This window comes from Undibacterium sp. Di27W (assembly GCF_049340345.1).
Classification (GTDB): Bacteria; Pseudomonadota; Gammaproteobacteria; order Burkholderiales; family Burkholderiaceae_D; genus Undibacterium.
The window spans coordinates 1-18,349 of the sequence record NZ_JBMPOS010000008.1 but is presented as its reverse complement, the minus strand read 5'-3'; the positions used below and the strand labels follow the sequence as shown (position 1 = coordinate 18,349).

Here is an 18,349-nt window from a genome sequence, read left to right as displayed (position 1 = left end):
AGTCTGGAGCACTACCGGGTTGGTTCAAGATGCGGGATTTTCTTAAAACCGGCAGAAAAATTCCTGCGTACTGATCAGCGATTCATGCGATTGCTGGCCTCTATCAAATCGTTATAAGCTTTGCCTACTTTTTCCTGGCTACCTTCCACCATCCAGCCTGAGCCAGGTTTGAGCATCATTTTTTCGCCCTCGCTATAGGGCACTTTATCGCGGATGCGACGTACCCGTTCTTTGGCGGCCTTGCGATATTCCTCAGTTGCCCTTTCCAGGCTGGACCAGCCGCTGCTGGTGCTTTCTTTGTTTTTCTTGGCGTAGGCGATGGCTTCGTCGGTCAGGCTTTCATACTCTGTCAACAGTTTGCCTGCGGCTGCGGCGTCGAAGTTGTCTTCGGCAATCAGGCGTAGCAGTTGCTTGGCCTTGCTCATCAGTGCCATGTGCAGATAAGGCAGTTGACGGCCTTCGGTTTTTTCCAGCTGCTGCATTTCTGCATCCAGGGCTTTGTCATTTTCGACTTCGATTTGATCAGAGAAAACGGCACTCTTTTCTTCAAAGCGTTTCATCGCTTCGGCCAGTGGGCCATGCAGTTTCTTGCCTTTGGCGAAGGCATCGTCCTTGTAGTTTTCACGGCTGTAATACACTTCTGCATCCGTTACCAGCACACCCAGTTCGCTCAGACTATCGATATAGGCAGTAGCGGCGGCATCCAGTTTGTTCTGTGCAGTGGCTGGCTGGCCAAAGCTGGTTTTGCATTTTGCGACGTCATCAACATCAATCTTGTACAAGCCATAGACGATGGATTCTTTGCCGCTTGGCCCCTTGTCCATATCCTTGACCCAACTGCGGTAGCGGGCAATGCTGCGGTGGCCATCACCATCGAGTTTGTTATAGCAGGCGATATAGTCTTGCAGCTTGCTGGAGTTGGCTTCTGCGGGTTTGGCAACTGCATTGCTGGCAGCGGTGGCTGGGCTGGCTATAGCTGATGCCGCTGATGCCGCTGCTGGCATGGACGCTGTTGATGGTACTGAAGCGTCTTCAGATTTTTTGCTGCAAGCTGTCGCCAGCAAGGCCAGGCTGATGCAGGCCAGCGTATGTGCTGTGGTGGATTTGTGCGTCACTATGTTTTTGTATCAGATATTGAAATTCAGGGGCTTGCATGCTAAATGCCAGCTAGGTGCGCCATCTTAGCTTTTCATTTTTAAAAAAGTTGCAACAATTTGTATCCAGTTGTGTGCACGGTTTCACTCTATTTGCTTTCTGCTGACGCATTGTTTCTGTACAGCCGGTAACTTGTCGGTGATGAACGGTGGTGTACTTCAGCGGTTTATTGACTACTATGCAGTGGTCCTCAGGCGGCATGCATGCTTGAACCTCATGATTGCCAAAACAAAAGAAAGAAAATCCATGTCCCAACACATGAAAACCGCCTGCATGGCCACGAGTCTGCTGTCTCTGGCACTGTCGTCTGCCTGTGCGACAGAGCAGGTCATCGTCAAACCCACAGCCCCATTACAGATCACCAGCAAAGCCAGCGTGGCCAGTACGCAGTTACCCGATGTGAAGATCAGCAGCACCAGTGATGTGGCACAAAGCAATGTCCCGGTCACATTTGGCCAGGTGTTTGCCGCTGGTGATGTGCCTGCCGGGGCTGGCCTGCTGGGCCAGTTCAGCAATGGCGCTGGCCTGCCTTTGCAGGTCGATATCAAAGCCCGGCATGCTGATGGTTCTGTGCGGCATGCCATCATCACGACAGTCTTGCCGCAACTGAGTAAAAGCGCGCCTGCCACCCTGCAATTGAAACTGTCACCTCTGGCCACACCAGCAGGCCAGGTCGCCAAGCCTGCGGACTTGCTCAATGCCGGTTTCAGCGGCAGCGTGAATATCACCATCGCTGGCCGCTTGTTTACTGCCTCCATAGACCAGGCACTCAGGGGTAGCGGTATCAGGAACTGGCTGTCTGGCCCGCAAGTCAGTGAATGGATGGTGACGGCCCCGCTCTATGATTCCACCGGCCTTATCCATCCTCATCTGCATGCCCGCATAGCCGTACGTTCCTACACTGGTTTTAGCAAAGCCAGGGTTGATGTGACGCTGGAAAATGACTGGGCTTATCAGCCTGCGCCGCAAAATTTTACTTATGATGCAGACGTCGTGATTGGTGGACAGACGGTATTTTCCCAGGCCAACCTCACGCACTTCCATCATACCCGCTGGCGCAAGACTTTCTGGTGGGGCGTAGCACCGCAAACCCATATTGCGCATAACCAGGCTTACCTCATCGCCAGCAAGGCCGTGCCAAATTATGACCAGCGTATTGTCATTGCAGAGACTGCACTGAACAACATGAAAAACCTCATGACGGGCGTCAAGTTCCAGCCCATGGGGCCAGGCCTGGCAGAGCCGGGCATGCCAACTACGGGCGGCAGGCCGGATATCGGGCTCATGCCTGGCTGGAATGCGGCCTACTTGCTGAGCATGGACAAACGTGCCAAAGATGTGGCGCTGGCGACGGCTGACCTGGCAGGCAGCTGGTCAGCCCATTACCGCGATAAAAATACCGACAAGCCCATCAGCCTGCATGATTATCCTTACATGACCATACTTGGCAATCCGGGGGACACCTATAACCCGGCCACCAAACAGCGCGAGGCCTTCCCGGTCTGTGGCGGCAGCTGCACCAATGTCAATATTGCTGACGCCGCACATACGCCAGCCTTCAGCTATCTACCGTATCTGGTCACGGGCGACTATTACCATCTCGAAGAAATGCAATTCTGGGCCATGTGGGACGTGTTCCAGACCAACCCCGGTTATCGCGCCAATATCCAGGGCCTGATCTTCCAGTCCAACGTCAGGGTACAGGCCTGGGATATACGCAATCTGGCTGAAGTCGCCTATATCACACCTGACGAAGACGTACTCAAGGCTGAATTCAACAGGATACTGTCGAATAATCTCGACTACTACAATACTACTTATAGCAATAACGCCGCTGCGAATATTTTTGGTGCCATCACTGGCCCGGGTGCGATTGTGTATAACAGCAATATTGGTATCGCGCCGTGGATGGATGATTTCTTTACGTCGGCAGTGGGGCGTGCTGCCGAGCTGGGTTTTGACAAGGCAAAACCTTTGCTGAACTGGAAAGCCAGCTTTGCCATCAACCGCATGCTGGCTCCTGATTATTGCTGGATTTTTGGTGGCATCTACAGCCTTAATCTGAGAGCCACAGCCACGTCTCCCCTTTACACCAGCTATGGGCAAGCTTATGAAGCCAGCCGTAATCCTGCCGTAGCAGGTATGGCTTGCAACAGCCCGGAAATGGCAAAAGCACTGGGCCTGAAAGTGGGAGAGATGACAGGTTATTCATCGATTGCCACAGGTTACCCTTCGAATATGCAGCCCGCCCTGGCCTATGCAGCTGATTCTGCTTATGCCGGTGGTGCCGCAGCCTGGCATAAATTCATGCAGCGCAGTGTCTTGCCTGACTATACTACCTATCCTGAATTTGCCATCCTGCCGCGCAATGTTACTACACCTTGATAATGCAGAAAAAAACAGCGTACCTCTGCAAAGAAGTACGCTGCGAAAGCCAGAGTCACACTGGTCTAAGGAAAACAATACGGCAAAATTTATTCTGCTGTTGCCACCTGTGTGTTTTTATCCGCTGCATCTGCGAGCTTAGGCTTATCTCTGCCATCCCAGCCACCACCCAGCGCACGTATCAGACCAACTGCCGACCTGGCACGCGCACCATCCAGTTGAGCAGCGATGCGCTGTTGCTGCAATACCGTACGGTCAGCGTCGATCACATTCAGATAGCTGACTGAACCTTCGCGGTATTGCACATGCGAGAGTTTCGCTGCCCGCTCTGCTGCCTGCACCGCATTGTCTTGCGCCTGGGTCTGGTCGCGTAAAATCCGCAAGTCAGCCAGGTTGTCTTCGACCTCCCTGAAGGCATTCAACACGGTCTGGCGGTAGGTGGCGACATCTTCTTCATAGGCTGCGCCAGCCCTGTCTACACTGGCCTGGCGGCGGCCACCGTCAAACAGGGGCATGGACAACAAAGGCCCGAGCAGGAAAGTGCGGCTGCTCCAGTTCAGCAAATCACCCAGGCTGGCAGATCCATAACCGGCTGAACCTGTGATATCCAGCCGGGGGAAGAAGGCAGAACGGGCCACACCGATGCGGGCATTGGCGGCAGCCATGCTGCGTTCTGCTGCGGCAATATCTGGCCTGCGTTCCAGCAAGTTAGATGGCAAACCCGCCGGGATATTGACCGCAATACGCGACAAGGGCTTGGGCTGGAAATTGAACTCTGCCGGTGTCTTGCCCAGCAAGACGGCCAGTGCATGTTCTGCCACTGCACGGCTACGCGCCAGGCCCAGTGATTCTGATTGCGCCGTTGCCAGTTCTGCTTTGGCGCGTGCCAGATCCAGTTCGCTGATATCGCCCTCATTAAAACGGGTTTGCACCAGCTTCAGGGTTTTTGAGCGCAGCTCTACCGTGGCGGCATACAAGGCCTGTTCTGCATCCAGTTCCCGTAGCAAAAAGTAAGCTTGCGCCACATCGGCTTGCAAAGCCAGTTGCACGGACTGGAACAGGGCCTCATTCTTTTGCGTATCTGTCGTTGCCGCATCTATGCTGGACGCCACGCGGCCAAACAGATCCAGTTCATACGATGCACCAAGCTGGGCATTGTAAGTCGTGGAAGTCGGCATCCTGGTATTGTCAGGCAAGCCCTGGGATGCCGGTGCAGCACGCCCGCGGCTGGCACCCAGGCCTGCATTCACTTGCGGGAACAGGCCAGCACGCGCATCCTGCCGCAAGGCGCGTGACTGTTTCAGACGTGCGGCAGCAGCTTTGAGGTTCTGGTTGGCCGCCATGGCCTGAACCTCCATTTCGTTGAGACTATCGTCTGCAAAGATTTTCCACCAGTCGCCACGGGCGACTTCTTCTGAAGGCTGTGCTTCTTTCCAATTGGTGCTGGTTGCCAGCACTTCCTTGTATGCAGCAGGGGTAGCGACTTCTGCCTTTTCATACGTCGGTGCGACTGAGCAACCAGCCAGCACCAGCAATAACATCAACAGGGATGAAGCAGACTTCAGGGGTTTGATTGTATTCATCATCATGCTCTCTCAAACTTTAACTACGCTGTGCGTATGGTCATGATCGTGGCCATGGTCATGTGCAATGGCAGGCGCTTCATGCACCACCGCAGAATGCAGCTTGCGGCCACCTGCAAGAGTACGCAGCAATACATAAAACACGGGTGTCAGGAACAGGCCAAACAGGGTCACACCCAGCATGCCAAAGAACACCGCCACACCCATCGCATGACGCATCTCGGAACCTGGCCCGCTGGAAATCACAAGTGGCACCACACCCATGATGAAGGCGATGGATGTCATCAGGATAGGGCGCAGGCGCAAACGGCTGGCATCTATCGCTGCCTGCAAGGGTGTGCTGCCCTGCAGTTCAAGCTCCCGCGCAAATTCCACAATCAGGATCGCATTCTTGGCCGACAGCCCCACCAGTACCATCAGACCGATCTGGGTGAAGATATTGTTATCACCACCTGTCAGCCAGACACCAGTCAAAGCCGCCAGCAAACTCATGGGGACTATCATGATGACAGCCAGTGGCAAGGTCAGGCTTTCATACTGCGCCGCCAATACCAGGAACACCAGCAAGACACTGATAGGGAATACCCATACACCGGCATTGCCTGCCAGGATTTGCTGGTAAGTCAGGTCTGTCCATTCAAACTTGATACCGGCAGGCAGGGTCTTGGCAGCAATACGTTCTGCCGCAGCCTGTGCCTGGTTGGATGAATAACCGGGTGCAGGGCCACCATTGATATCCGCCGCCGTGTAGCCGTTATAACGCACCACCATTTCAGGGCCAAAGCTAGGCGTGACCTTGACCAGAGAAGACAGCGGCACCATTTCACCAGCCGTATTGCGGGTTTTCAGTTGCAGGATATCTTCAGGCTTGGCACGGTAAGGCGCATCTGCCTGGGCACGTACCTGGTACACACGGCCAAAGCGGTTGAAGTCATTCACGTACAAAGAACCAAGATAAATCTGCATGGTGTCAAACACATCGGTCACAGGCACACCGAGCTGCTTGGCCTTGACGCGGTCAAGGTTGACATCCAGTTGTGGCACATTGATCTGGTAGCTGGAAAACATAGGGCCCAGTTCTGGCGCTGTTTTGGCAGCAGCGATAAAGGCCTGTGTTGCGGCATCGAGTTCAGCATAACCGAGCGCACCCTTGTCTTCGATCTGCATCTTGAAACCGCCAACTGTACCGAGACCCATGACAGGTGGTGGTGGAAAAACAGCGATGAAAGCATCCTTGATGCCGAAATACTTCTGGTTCAGCTTGCCTGCAATCGCATTGGCAGAAAGCTCGGCACTGCGGCGCTCTTCAAAGGGTTTCAGCGTCACAAATACAATACCGGCGCTGGAGCTATTGGTAAAACCGTTGATGGACAAACCAGGGAAGGCAACTGCACTTTCCACACCCGGTTCCTTGAGCGCGATGGCAGACATGTCACGGATGACTTTTTCAGTACGGTCCAGTGTCGCGCCATTAGGCAATTGCGTGAAGCTGATCAGGTATTGCTTATCTTGCCCAGGCACAAAACCACCCGGCACGATATAGGAAATGCCCACGGCTGCTGCCAGCAAGACCACATACACCACCATGCTGGATGCCTTGCGCGAGATGACGCCAGCCACACCCTTGGAATACTTTTCAGAACCACGATTGAACATGCGGTTGAAAGCATCAAAGAAGCGGCCAAACAGGCGGTTCATGACTTTGGTCAGCCAGTCCGGTTTTTCATCATGGCCTTTGAGCAAAATCGCTGCCAGTGCTGGTGACAGGGTCAGCGAGTTGAAGGCCGAGATCACCGTCGAAATCGCTATCGTCATCGCAAACTGCTTGTAGAACTGCCCGGTCAGACCCGTCATGAAGGCGAGTGGTACAAACACCGCAACCAGCGTCAGGGCGATAGCGATAATAGGGCCGCTGACTTCACGCATGGCGCGGTAAGTCGCTTCTTTTGGTGACAGGCCAGCCGAGATATTTCTCTCCACATTCTCCACCACCACAATCGCATCATCGACGACGATACCGATGGCCAGCACCATGCCAAACAGTGACAGCGCATTGATGGAATAGCCAAAGCCCAGCATCAGCGAAAAAGTACCGACGATGGAAACGGGCACGGCCAGCAAAGGGATCAGCGAAGCACGCCAGGTTTGCAAAAACACGATCACCACCAGCACCACCAGCGCAATCGCCTCCAGCAAAGTCTCGACGACTGCATGGATGCTTGAACGTACGAATTGTGTAGGGTCATACACGATCTTGTATTGCACTGAGCTAGGGAAGTCTACGGCCAATTCTTTCATCGCCGCACGCACCTGGTCAGACACGTCCAGCGCATTCGCGCCCGGTGCCTGGAAGATAGGTATCGCTACTGCCGGTTTATTGTCAAGCAAAGAACGCAAGCCATATTCAGAGGCATCGAGTTCTATGCGGGCCACGTCCGCCAGTCGGGTGACTGCACCATCGGCAGAAGTCTTGAGGATGATTTCGGCAAATTCTGCTTCTGATTTCAAACGGCCTTGCGCATTCACATTGAATTGCAAGGGCGTACCCGGCACATTCGGTGATGCACCGATGACACCCGCTGCCACCTGCACGTTTTGTTCGCGTATGGAGTTGACCACATCAGATGCAGTCAGACCACGCTGTGCAACTTTTTGCGGGTCCAGCCAGACGCGCATGGCGTAATTGCCAGAGCCAAACAAGCCCACTTCACCGACACCCTTGATACGCGCCAGACGGTCTTTGACATTTAGCACTGCATAGTTGCGCAGGTAAGTCATGTCATAGCGGTCATCCGGTGAAATCAGATGCACGACCATGGTCAGTGCAGGTGAACTCTTGATGGTCGTCACACCCAGGCGTTGCACATCAGCAGGCAGGCGTGGCAAGGCTTGCGAGACACGGTTTTGCACCAGTTGCTGCGCCTTGTCAGGGTCTACACCGAGCTTGAAGTTGACCGTCACCGTCAGGTTGCCGTCACTGTTTGCCTGTGACTGCATGTACAGCATGTTTTCCACACCGTTGATGGATTCTTCCAATGGAGAAGCCACGGTTTCTGCAATCACCTTGGGGTTGGCACCTGGATATTGCGCCCGTACCACGACGGAAGGCGGCACCACCTCGGGATATTCCGAGATCGGTAACTGGAACATGGCCAGCGCACCGGCCAGCAAGATAATTACCGACAGCACCCCGGCAAAGATGGGGCGGTCGATAAAGAATTTTGAGATATTCATGATATTTTTCTATCTGCGTTTATATTTGTGTACGCGACATGTATGTGACGTTTAAGACTTGTTGGCTGGAGTAGCCTTGTCTTCAGCACCTGCAACCGGTGTTGCTGGGACAGCAGATGCGGGAGTCGCTTTGCTCATAGCCACCACATTCGGCGTGATGGTGTCACCAGGGCGTGTACGTTGCAGGCCATTGACGACGATGCGTTCACCAGCTTTGAGGCCAGATTCCACGATCAGCATATCTTCCTGTCTGTTACCGAGGCGTACTTCGCGGTAAGCAGTGTGATTGTCCTTATCGACTGCCAGCACAAAGCGTTTGCTTTGATCAGTGCCCACGGCTTTTTCATCTATCATCAATGCTGCATGCGGTGCACCGCCACCCAGGCGTACACGGGCATACAGGCCAGGCAAGAGCAAGCCATCCTGGTTTTCAAATACGGCGCGAACACGTACGGTTCCTGAAGAGGTATCCACACGGTTGTCTATGGAAACCACCTTGCCCTGGCGCGAATAACCTTCTTCATTCGCCAGACCCAGGAAGACCGGCACCTGGGTATTTTTCGCCTGCGCCGGGTTCACGTATTTCAAAAAGCTTTGTTCATCCACATCAAACGATGCATACACTTGCGAGACGGATACCAGGGTACTCAAAGGTGGCGAGCTGGCACCAACTGCAATGACATTGCCGACCGTGACCTCGGCGCGCGAGATGCGGCCAGCAACCGGGGCGGTGATCTGGGTATATTCAAGATTGAGTTTTGCCGCCTTCAATGCCGCCTGCGCTGCCAGTACATTGGCGGCTGCTTCACGCGATGCATTTTGTTTTTCTTCAAAGTCACGGCGGGCGATGGCGTTTTCACCCAGCAGTCTTTCACCGCGGGCGACGTCAGAACCGGTGTAGGCTGCACGGGCTTCGGCGGCTGCCAGTTGTGCCTGGAAGCGCGCTACTTCAGCTGCATACGGGCGTGGGTCTATGGTGAACAGCAAATCACCTTTCTTGACCAGGCTGCCATCCTTGAAATGCACGGCAGTCAAGGTACCGCCAACCAGCGGGCGTATCTCAACTCTATCGACGGCTTCGAGCTTGCCAGAATAATTTTGCCAGTCAACGATATTGCGGCTGACGACTTCGGCGACGTCAACCGTTGTGGCTGGTGGCGCTTCCTTGGGTGCGGCATGGCTGGTTTCAGCATGAATGGCACCCAGGGTGCCAGCACCGGCAATCAACATGACGATGGCGGCGCTGATGGCGATGGATTTACGGCTTGGTGCAGTTGAGCTAGTGGATGTAGTGGATTCAGACATGATATTCCTCGTGGATGTAGTAGGTAAATTACTGAGTTCTTGAGTGTCTTTTGTGGTGTCAGACATTTTGTTTTTCCTCCAGGGATACGAAAGCAGATGTGTTCAAATCATCAGGAACGGCCAGGCGGCGGCGCAAAAAATCCGCCACTTCCACCAGCACAGGCTGATGCTCAGGCAATGAGGCATGCTTGATCCCGGCAAAGCGGGCTACCTGCACAGGCACACCAACGGTAATCAGGGCTGCGGCATATTTTTCTGCTTCCACGTGCAAGACATCATGTTCAGCAGTAGCGATAAAGGCGGGGGATAAACCACCCAGGCGGCTGGATTCCAACGGCGCAGCATAAGGGTGCAGGCGCTGTAAAGAGCGCGGCAGGTATTGGCCATAGCAATGCGCGCATTCTTGCGGGGTCAGGTCAGATTCCAGTTTCTTGGCGTCACCGAGGCGTGTCATGCTCGGGTCCAGCATCGGGCCTATCAGTGCTTGCGCCAGTATCGGCGGGGCATTGCGGTCACGTGCTATCAATGTCAAACAAGTCGCCAGGTTGCCGCCGGCATCGTCACCTGCCACTGCCAGGCGGCTGGCATCGGCCCTGATGCTGGCAGCATTTTTTATTGCCCACAGCATGGCGGTGTAGGCATCTTCCGGCGCTGCCGGAAAAGGCTTGGCCGGGGCCAGTGAATAACCCACGGACAAGACGATGACATTGCTGTTACGTGCAATAAAACGCGCCGGTACCTCCGCATCATTCAAAGACCCGCTGATGAAACCACCACCGTGGAAATACAGCACCACCGGCAAAACCGCATTGCCCTGAGGGCGATACAGGCGCAGAGGAATGCCCCCCAGTGGGCCAGGAATGAGGAAATTGTCTATCTGCAAAGAGAGCTCAGCCGTCTTCGTGGTTTTTTTTCTTTTCCTGGCTGGATTGCTGAGTTTACTCAGTTGGCTGAGGATTGTTGCTGTTTCGTCCATCATCTTGTCGCGGTTTGCGTCCTGGCTTAGTGAATGGACCGAATAGTAGGCGCGATGCGCTTCCGGATAAACGCCTATAATCCAACATGACTATTCCGTCAGCCCGACTAATCAATCGTCAAATTAGGTTTATACTTCGTTCAGACGAATAGTCACACCATGCCACCATGTTTTCAGGAGTACTGCGATGGACCGCTTTCAGGCAATGCAAGTTTTCACCCGCGTGGTGGATTCCAACAGTTTTACCCGCGCCGCCGACAATCTCGGCTTGCCGCGTACCACCGTCACGACCATCATCCAGAACCTGGAAAGCCTGTTGCAGGTACGTTTGCTGAACCGCACCACCCGCCGCCTGAGCCTGACGCCAGACGGCGCGGCCTACTACGAGCGTTGCGTGCGTATTTTGGCGGACGTCGATGAGACTGAATCCTCCTTCCAGAACGTGGCACGCGGCCCCAAGGGCCAGTTGCGCATCGATGTGCCTGCCTCGATAGGCCGCCTGGTCTTGCTGCCGCAAGTCTGCGAGTTTTATGATCGCTACCCGGATATCAAACTGGTCATGGGCATGGGTGACCGTATGGTCGACATGGTGCAAGAGGCGGTTGACTGCGTGATACGGGTAGGGGAGTTGCAGGATTCCAGCATGGTGGCCAGGCGCATAGGCACTTTCCAGAGCATCACCTGCGCCGCGCCCGCTTATCTGGATTTGCATGGCGAACCGCAAACCCTGGAAGACTTGCAGCACCACCAGGCCGTGCATTATTTTTCCAGCCGCACGGGGCGTAACCGCGACTGGGATTTCATCGTCGATGGCCAAAACATCGCCCTGACCGTGGATGGCAAAATCTCGGTGAATGATTCAGAAGCCTATCTGGCTTGCGCCCTCAAGGGCTTTGGCCTGATACAGGCACCACGCTTCATGCTCATGCCGCATCTGCAATCGGGTGCATTACGCGAAGTCTTGCCACAATGGGCACCGGCTGCCATGCCCATTTCAGTGGTCTACCTGGCCAACCGCCATCTGTCGCCCAAGGTACGCGCCTTTGTCGACTGGGTGGCAGAACTCTTCCCACGCTGCCCCCTGTTCAGTGGCCGCGATGCCGAGTTCCTCAATGGCACGGGAGAATGCAATTTCGCTAAACCAGAACAAGCCACCATGGGCAACACCCTGCGCGCCATGCTGGAACACCAGAATGTGGCAGAAGCGGTGTATTGATGGGCTTGCTGCGCCTACGCAGTCTCGTAGGTTGGGCTACGCCTCATCAGCCCAACACTGGGCGTTTAAATAACGTATACGTTTGTTGAGGCCCAGTGTTGGGCTGGTAAACCGTAGCCCAACCTACGAGACTGACTCTGTGTCTCGGTGCCTCTGTGTTGAGTGGTCTTGAAGTTCGTAGATTGGGCCGCGCTGTAGGTTGGGCTACGTCTCATCAGCCCAACACTGGGCGTTTAAATTACGTATTCGTTGAGTAAAGGCCCAGTGTTGGGCTGATACCCCGTAGCCCAACCTACGGAATACTCATTATTTTTGACCGTGCAGCCCAACACTCGGCTTACAAATCACATATTGTTAATCAAAGGCACAAAGCCTCAACAAACCTATCTATCATTTAAGCCACGCAGGCACTGGCCCCGCATCACTACCATACACATCCCACACACTGTCCGTGGGCGCTGATGTGGCCGCAGCAACCATGGCGATAGCCAGATCAGGTCTCGCTATCGTGCGTTTCATGTCGAGGCGATGATTGGCCTGGGCTGACAACATGGCGGCGGTTGCTGGCCTGGTCGTTTCAATTCCATCTTCTGATACATCAACCAGGCGCGGCGCACGCACGATTACATAAGGCAGGCCGCTCTCCACAAGTGCCTGTTCCCTGTCCACGATATTCTTTTGCATGCCACGCTTGGCCAGGTTCAGCAAATGCCAGGTCAGGGATGATTTGCCTGGCCCCATGACCGAGAGCAGGATCATGCGTGGCAGCCTGGTATTTTGTTTTGCAGCACCCAGCACATTCACGAAACCATCAAACATCACTGAGCGTATCAACTGCCTCGATGCAAATGCCTTGTGGATATCCACCGTAAAAAATACTGCTTCCAGCTCACCCGCCAGCGCTGCGGCGATGGCTTCCGGTTTGCCTATGTCGGCAATGACGGGTTTGATGAATTCTGTTGCTGCGGGTGGCTTGCGTGCAATGGCGCGCACGGTGTGGCCCTGGCTGGCCAGCAAACGGGTAATGGCCAAACCTGTGCCGCTGCTGGCACCGACTACTGCGTATTCTTTCATGATCATTCTCTTTTCTTTTATTGATTTATTTTGTTTATTTATTTTTTTAAGGACTTCCGCAAAATTGTCCCAGCAAGGCGTAGCGACGAAGACAGTACTTTAGTACGGCTAGGAGCTAACAACGCAGCTGGGGCGGTTTTGCGGGAGTCCTACTGTTTAAATGTTTTTCAAAACGTCGACCAACTGGCCATTCATGACAGGCGCACTGGCAATAAAATTGGGGCTGGATAAAGTCCAGGGCTGGCCTGTCCAGTCTGTCACCTGGCCGCCAGCTTCCGTCACTAGCAAGGCACCGCTGACCAGGCCAGACAAGACATTGCCGTGCTGCCAGAATGCATCGAGTTGGCCGCTGGCGACCTGCACCAGTTGCATGGTGGCAGGCACAGCCATGCGCACCAGCAGCGCATGTTCCAGCATGGCCGTAACAGACTGGCCTATCTTGCTGTAAGCCAGCTTGCCTTCACCCGGTGTTGCCTGGCCAGTACTGACCAGGGCTGCTGCGAGGCTGGGTTTTTGCGATACATGCAGGGGCTGGCCGTTCAAATAAGCACCACCACCACGCACCGCCGTATACAGTTTTCCTGCCAATGGTTCAGCAACTACGGTCAGCACAGGCACATTGTCACGCACCAGCGTTGCGGTCACAGCCCATTCCGTCGTACCGTGGATATGGTTGACATTGCCTTCTGCCGGATCAGCCACCCACCATTCGCCAGCAGGCAGGGGGCCGCTGGATTTTTCATCATCCAGCCATTGCGCACCTGGGCGCAGGGCCAGTAAAGACGCACGCAATTGTGCAGTCACGGCATGGTCATTGTCTTCTATCATCGTCAGCAGTTGCGGCAGGTCGGCAGGACGTGCATCTGGTTTGAAACGCTGGTGCAGCAAGTCAGCTGCCTGGCGCACGGCGATGATGGTGGCGTTTAATAACTGTTGATCGTTTTCATATTGTGTTTGCATGATTATTTGCTTTCGCTTAAAGAGATAAAGTAGAGATATAATATGAGTTATCGCTCATATTGGAAACTCGCATTCATGCCCAAGATCATCAAGCAGGCCGCCACCCCGCTGGCCCCTCGTAAAAGCCCCACGCAAGCCCGCTCCGTCGCCACCGTAGAAGCTATTCTGCAAGCAGCTGCTCACATTCTGGAAACTGAAGGACTCACTGCCTGCTCCACCAATGCCGTAGCAAGAAAGGCTGGCGTCAGCATAGGCTCGCTCTACCAGTACTTCCCCTCAAAAGACGCCATCAGCAGGGCGCTGATACTGGAACAAACCACAGCCCTCGTCGAAGATGCCGAGAAAATAGACCTGGAGCAGGGCGGCCGCAAGGCACTGGAAGACCTGATCGACGTCGCCATTACCCACCAGCTAAAAAGACCGGCACTGGCAAAAATACTCGATGCAGAAGAACTGCGCCTGCCGGTAGCCGCAGACCTGAAACGCCAGTCCACCCGCCTGCGCAAAACCGTGCACGACATACTCTCTCAGGCAGATATGCCAGAAGGCACCAGCGATGCAGAAGTCATGGCTGATCTGATGGGCATCATCAAGGGCATGGTCGATGCGGCAGGTGCGCGTGCTGGTTCAGACTCCCCTGCCAGCGCAGCTAATTTGCGTAAGCGAGTGAGGAGGGCGGTATTTGGGTATCTGGATGCGGGGGATTGAATTCTTCGTAATGACCGATAGCCTGCATCTGGTAGGGTGCGCCATGCGCACCATCTTTCTTTGTATGCTGCCATGCGCTAAACCATGGTCTCTTGAAAATTGTTGACAATGAGGGTGGTGCGCACGGCGCACCCTACACCGGGAATTTCGCCACGGAGACATTGAAAAATTTCTAGCCTCCAGCACTTCTCTGTGACTCTGTGTCTCTGTGGTGAGCTTTCAGGTCTTATGTCTTTCATCTGTCAACACGGCGATTTCTTTCATGCGCACCCTCGCAACGTGAAGCCAGCGAGCTAAACCGCAGCATGGTTCACATAAACACGAAACAGGCTTATCATCCAGTACCTTGCACGTGTCAACGATCATGGTCAGGATGGCGTTTAAACAGCAGCTTGCCAGATAGCCACATCTGGAAACACCTGATCAATGTGAATGAAGCGCAGGCTGACCGTATCATGTGACCACTTTTCGAGAAATGAGCACCATGAATTCTTCATTGAAACCAGCTGTCTTTTTATGTGCAGCCGCTGCGCTTGCCAGCTCATCCTGTGCTTACGCAGCGGATAAATCTGCTGCCCCGCCTGATCTGGCGCTTTCCTGCCAAAACCCGGTAAAGAAAGGCGACACCGCGCAAAGCCTGAAGAAACGCTATCCGGGAAACACCACGGTGCAAGAAACCGAAGGCGCAGAAGGGAGTACCCAAAAAGTACTGGTGCTTTATCCGCAAAATACGATGAAACCCTACAGGGTAGAGGTGTACTTCGATGATGGTGCAATGACCCGCCTTGTTTCCGTCAATATCAATAGCGAGAAAAGCCTGTGGACTTATCAAGGCCTGAAGCTACTCGATTCCATCCAGGCCGTAGAAAAACAGAATGGCAAGCCATTCACCCTGTATGGCTTCGGCTGGGATTACGGCGGCCATGTCACCAGCTTCAATGAGGGTATTTTCTCAAAGCCATCCGGCGATTGCACCCCGCACTTCCGCTTCCAGCTACGTACTGATAAAAATGCGCCCAAGGCGATACTGGGCGAACAAAAAATAAAATCCAGCCTGCCCGCAGTAATTCAGGCACAGCCTTATCTGAGCGAAATATCACTCGATTTTGTAGAGCAGAAATAGTGCGGGACTTTGCAAGTTGCAGAAACCCGTGTAGGTAAGATTAGCATGGCGTAATCGTGCGAATGAGATGGCAGAAATAGCTATAGACCTCAAGAAAATCCTATGATCGCCTCCTATACATCTCAGACCAGGCGTACGATTACGCTTCGCTAAGCGTACGTACATCTCTTTATTTTTCAAATTAAATGATATAAGGTCGGATGACCAATTCAATATCGGTATTGTAAGATAGGATATGAGTGATAGCAGGAATTGGTAAACATTTTCTGCCATCAGTATTCCGTAAACAGCAGGGAGAGTTAAATTGGGACGAAGTAAATATTCTGATGATGAAGACTATTATTCACAAGATTTTGAAAAAAAAGGGGTCCTATCCATTTGGCTTGGTATGACAGATAGAAGCCTCGATAAAGATGTTGATACACTTCAGGATTTGTGCGGAGTTGGGTATTACGAACTCAGTGAACAGGAAAGTAATTCATACAATTATGAACTCGTCGATTTAAAACGCTTATTTGCGGATATTTCATACGCGGAATCTTTTTTGGATGAGGTTATTTTAGCTGCGAGGGAAAGAGGTATCAAAAAGGCTAGAAGAGTAACTGTTCAATATAATTTTGAATACGATCCCACAAAAGTCACTAGAGAAATTGTAGCCGACCCAATTTTTTTAGGCATATTCAGCTATTCCCTGAAATAGTTATTGTTTGCGGCTACAGTCTGCGTAGATGCGATCAATGTAGCCTCGTAGTTACGATTAGCGAAGCGTAATCATACATAGCCGTGTCCACAAAAGAGAAAAGACCGCAAGCATGCAGCGTGATACCGAAATAATTCGATAGCATCGCTATGTCCAATCAATAAGTTGTTATAGGGTCTTACATTCATATATTTCACATCACTGAAATATATGAATGTAAGACCCTTATTATTTTGTGTTTTTGCAATGATTTTCAATTGGCAGATAATAAATCATGGATATAATGCCAGCACACATTATGCAAGCATGATGCTGATATCAAACAAGACAAAATAAAACAAAGAAGGGGAAGCCGTGCTCATCATCTGGGGGAAAACACATGTACGCAAAAATATTGGCTATGCTGCCGATTTTTGCCCTATTTGCCGCGGGCCGCAGGTATTCAAGCTCATCCGCGTTGGCCTGGCCAGCCACGTGTATTACATTACCTCCGGCGACGGGGAACTGGTCAGCCATGATCGCGAATGCCAGCAATGCAAAACGCTGCTCAATGCCAATCCTGATGGTTATCTGACACTGTCCAAGAAAAAACAGTCGCTGGCTGAGCTAATGAAGACGACTTTCCCAAGCTTGCCGGAAGTGTATAAAGACAGGCTGGAGCTCGAAGAAAAAGTCACAAAAACCCCGACCCTGCTGACGCCGCAAGAGCGCGACATCATGATCAGGACACCTTTTCACCTCTTATCACCTCTGGTAGAAATGCGCATAGGGCAGACTCGCATAGACATGGGCATTGGCCTGGCGCTGGTGGCTTCGTTTTTTCTCATTACCATCGTCCGTGTATTGTTAACGAAAATCCTGCCTTTTGATGAAGCACTCATCTTTCTCGCCTGCGCCATCATCGCCTTGCTGGTGACAGGCTGGCAAATACTCACTGCGGGTAGCCGCTATGTCAAACGCCGCATCATCCCTGTCCTCGGCCCCAACTTGAAGCCCTTGAGGCCAACAGAAAACGAACTGAAATCAGCATTGGCAGAATTGAAAGCGAGCCAGAAAAAAATGGCAACGAGATTGAATATCGCCGATCTGCAAAAATATTTTTGAAGGCGACGCGGTTTCTCCTCAATATAGGCGACATTGATGGACTAAAATTTTAGAATGTCGCGTAGGTACGATTAGCGCAGCGTAATCGTACGAATGAGATGGCGGAAATAGCTATGGGCCTCAAGTAAATCCCATGATAGTCGTCCATATATCTCTGCACGAGAGTGATGTATCCTTGATTCAAAATCATAAAGCAGCCGTGGTTTTCAAGCAGCACAGAAAATTGCGGCTGACCATGCGTACGATTACGCTGCGCTAATCGTACCTACGTCCCTCTCTACCATAAGGATGCACCTTGGTAAATATTGATGAATGCAAAATTGTTCTTGAATTAATCTCAAAAAAAGATGCCAGAATGAATTGGTACAATCTGGAGATAGTATTGTCTCGCCAAGGGTTTGGGGGGAGTATAAACGCAGTTCAAATTTTGGAGCGTTTGTTATCGGAGGGGCTTCTTGAGACAATTTCTAATCAACATTTGCCATATCCGATTTATAAAATTACGGATGCTGGCCGAGCCCGCTTGGGTACAAGCAACGTAGGTACGATTAGCGCAGCGTAATCGTACGAATGAGATGACGGAAACAGCTATAGACCTCAGATAAATCCCATGACATCTCTGCACGAGATTGATGTATCCTTGATTCAAAGTCATAAAGCGGGAAAAATTGCGGCTGACCATGCGTACGATTACGCTGCGCTTGTATGGTTATAAGTGACGATTTCTGGGAAACTAGAAAGCGTTGGGGTGGAGGGACAACGCTGCGCATCTGCAGTTTTAGCTGACAGACTCGATTAGAACTCTCCCACCCCACCTCTTCAACGT

General features: G+C 52.7%; 15 protein-coding genes. 7 read left to right on the top strand and 8 right to left on the bottom strand.

The window, feature by feature from the left end; genetic code table 11:
* Nucleotides 1-74 precede the first annotated feature (74 nt).
* A complete protein-coding gene (locus ACO0LF_RS16610) occupies nucleotides 75-1,115 on the bottom strand; it encodes a YiiG family protein (protein ID WP_423015895.1) in 1,041 nt (346 codons plus the stop codon).
* A gap of 286 nt (nucleotides 1,116-1,401) precedes the next feature.
* On the opposite strand from ACO0LF_RS16610, the gene ACO0LF_RS16605 reads away from it, so the two are divergent.
* Complete coding sequence (locus tag ACO0LF_RS16605; protein WP_423015893.1) at nucleotides 1,402-3,540, top strand: hypothetical protein; 2,139 nt, start codon at nucleotides 1,402-1,404, stop codon at nucleotides 3,538-3,540.
* 89 nt (nucleotides 3,541-3,629) lie between these two features.
* Here the strand turns inward: ACO0LF_RS16605 and ACO0LF_RS16600 are convergent, their stop codons facing one another.
* Genes ACO0LF_RS16600 through ACO0LF_RS16585 form a run of 4 tightly spaced genes read right to left on the bottom strand, consistent with a single transcriptional unit; the run spans nucleotide 3,630 to nucleotide 10,641 of the window.
* Nucleotides 3,630-5,129, bottom strand: a complete 1,500-nt coding sequence (locus ACO0LF_RS16600; protein ID WP_423015891.1) for an efflux transporter outer membrane subunit — start codon at nucleotides 5,127-5,129, stop codon at nucleotides 3,630-3,632.
* Nucleotides 5,130-5,135: 6 nt separating this feature from the next.
* Entirely contained in the window at nucleotides 5,136-8,357 is a 3,222-nt protein-coding gene (locus tag ACO0LF_RS16595) for an efflux RND transporter permease subunit (protein ID WP_423015889.1), read from the bottom strand.
* Nucleotides 8,358-8,408: 51 nt separating this feature from the next.
* Nucleotides 8,409-9,662: an efflux RND transporter periplasmic adaptor subunit gene (locus ACO0LF_RS16590; RefSeq protein ID WP_423016393.1), complete on the bottom strand. Its 1,254-nt coding sequence runs from the start codon at nucleotides 9,660-9,662 to the stop codon at nucleotides 8,409-8,411.
* 58 nt (nucleotides 9,663-9,720) lie between these two features.
* Nucleotides 9,721-10,641: an alpha/beta hydrolase gene (locus tag ACO0LF_RS16585; RefSeq protein WP_423015887.1), complete on the bottom strand. Its 921-nt coding sequence runs from the start codon at nucleotides 10,639-10,641 to the stop codon at nucleotides 9,721-9,723.
* A 184-nt stretch (nucleotides 10,642-10,825) separates the two neighbouring features.
* On the opposite strand from ACO0LF_RS16585, the gene ACO0LF_RS16580 reads away from it, so the two are divergent.
* Nucleotides 10,826-11,854 (top strand): LysR family transcriptional regulator, encoded by a 1,029-nt coding sequence (locus tag ACO0LF_RS16580; RefSeq protein ID WP_423015885.1) that lies wholly within the window; start codon nucleotides 10,826-10,828, stop codon nucleotides 11,852-11,854.
* Between the two features lie 390 nt (nucleotides 11,855-12,244).
* Here ACO0LF_RS16580 and ACO0LF_RS16575 read toward each other — a convergent pair whose 3' ends face one another.
* Both ACO0LF_RS16575 and ACO0LF_RS16570 read right to left on the bottom strand, forming a co-directional pair.
* Entirely contained in the window at nucleotides 12,245-12,928 is a 684-nt protein-coding gene (locus tag ACO0LF_RS16575) for an SDR family oxidoreductase (RefSeq protein WP_423015883.1), read from the bottom strand.
* 156 nt (nucleotides 12,929-13,084) lie between these two features.
* Nucleotides 13,085-13,888: an inositol monophosphatase family protein gene (locus tag ACO0LF_RS16570; protein ID WP_423015881.1), complete on the bottom strand. Its 804-nt coding sequence runs from the start codon at nucleotides 13,886-13,888 to the stop codon at nucleotides 13,085-13,087.
* Between the two features lie 42 nt (nucleotides 13,889-13,930).
* On the opposite strand from ACO0LF_RS16570, the gene ACO0LF_RS16565 reads away from it, so the two are divergent.
* From ACO0LF_RS16565 to ACO0LF_RS16545, 5 genes are all read left to right on the top strand, one after another.
* The gene (locus ACO0LF_RS16565) at nucleotides 13,931-14,596 is read left to right on the top strand and encodes a TetR/AcrR family transcriptional regulator (protein ID WP_423015879.1); all 666 of its coding nucleotides are present in this window, start codon (nucleotides 13,931-13,933) and stop codon (nucleotides 14,594-14,596) included.
* A gap of 484 nt (nucleotides 14,597-15,080) precedes the next feature.
* A complete protein-coding gene (locus tag ACO0LF_RS16560) occupies nucleotides 15,081-15,719 on the top strand; it encodes a hypothetical protein (RefSeq protein WP_423015877.1) in 639 nt (212 codons plus the stop codon).
* Between the two features lie 304 nt (nucleotides 15,720-16,023).
* The gene (locus ACO0LF_RS16555) at nucleotides 16,024-16,419 is read left to right on the top strand and encodes a hypothetical protein (RefSeq protein ID WP_423015875.1); all 396 of its coding nucleotides are present in this window, start codon (nucleotides 16,024-16,026) and stop codon (nucleotides 16,417-16,419) included.
* Nucleotides 16,420-16,773: 354 nt separating this feature from the next.
* Nucleotides 16,774-17,523, top strand: coding sequence for a hypothetical protein (locus ACO0LF_RS16550; protein ID WP_423015873.1), 750 nt, complete (start codon nucleotides 16,774-16,776; stop codon nucleotides 17,521-17,523).
* A 295-nt stretch (nucleotides 17,524-17,818) separates the two neighbouring features.
* Nucleotides 17,819-18,085, top strand: a complete 267-nt coding sequence (locus ACO0LF_RS16545; RefSeq protein WP_423015871.1) for a hypothetical protein — start codon at nucleotides 17,819-17,821, stop codon at nucleotides 18,083-18,085.
* On the opposite strand, the gene ACO0LF_RS16540 is transcribed toward ACO0LF_RS16545, so the two are convergent.
* Nucleotides 18,072-18,349 (bottom strand): hypothetical protein (locus ACO0LF_RS16540; protein WP_423015869.1); only part of this gene is annotated, 278 nt, incomplete at its 5' end. The two genes, ACO0LF_RS16545 and ACO0LF_RS16540, sit on opposite strands and share 14 nt — an antisense overlap.

Coding starts and splice junctions, on each gene's coding strand:
- ACO0LF_RS16565 (WP_423015879.1), top strand. CDS start 13,931: ATGAGTTATCGCTCATATTGGAAACTCGCATTCATGCCCAAGATCATC.
- ACO0LF_RS16575 (WP_423015883.1), bottom strand. CDS start 12,928: ATGAAAGAATACGCAGTAGTCGGTGCCAGCAGCGGCACAGGTTTGGCC.
- ACO0LF_RS16595 (WP_423015889.1), bottom strand. CDS start 8,357: ATGAATATCTCAAAATTCTTTATCGACCGCCCCATCTTTGCCGGGGTG.
- ACO0LF_RS16570 (WP_423015881.1), bottom strand. CDS start 13,888: ATGCAAACACAATATGAAAACGATCAACAGTTATTAAACGCCACCATC.
- ACO0LF_RS16580 (WP_423015885.1), top strand. CDS start 10,826: ATGGACCGCTTTCAGGCAATGCAAGTTTTCACCCGCGTGGTGGATTCC.
- ACO0LF_RS16560 (WP_423015877.1), top strand. CDS start 15,081: ATGAATTCTTCATTGAAACCAGCTGTCTTTTTATGTGCAGCCGCTGCG.
- ACO0LF_RS16590 (WP_423016393.1), bottom strand. CDS start 9,662: ATGTCTGAATCCACTACATCCACTAGCTCAACTGCACCAAGCCGTAAA.
- ACO0LF_RS16605 (WP_423015893.1), top strand. CDS start 1,402: ATGTCCCAACACATGAAAACCGCCTGCATGGCCACGAGTCTGCTGTCT.
- ACO0LF_RS16585 (WP_423015887.1), bottom strand. CDS start 10,641: ATGATGGACGAAACAGCAACAATCCTCAGCCAACTGAGTAAACTCAGC.
- ACO0LF_RS16600 (WP_423015891.1), bottom strand. CDS start 5,129: ATGATGATGAATACAATCAAACCCCTGAAGTCTGCTTCATCCCTGTTG.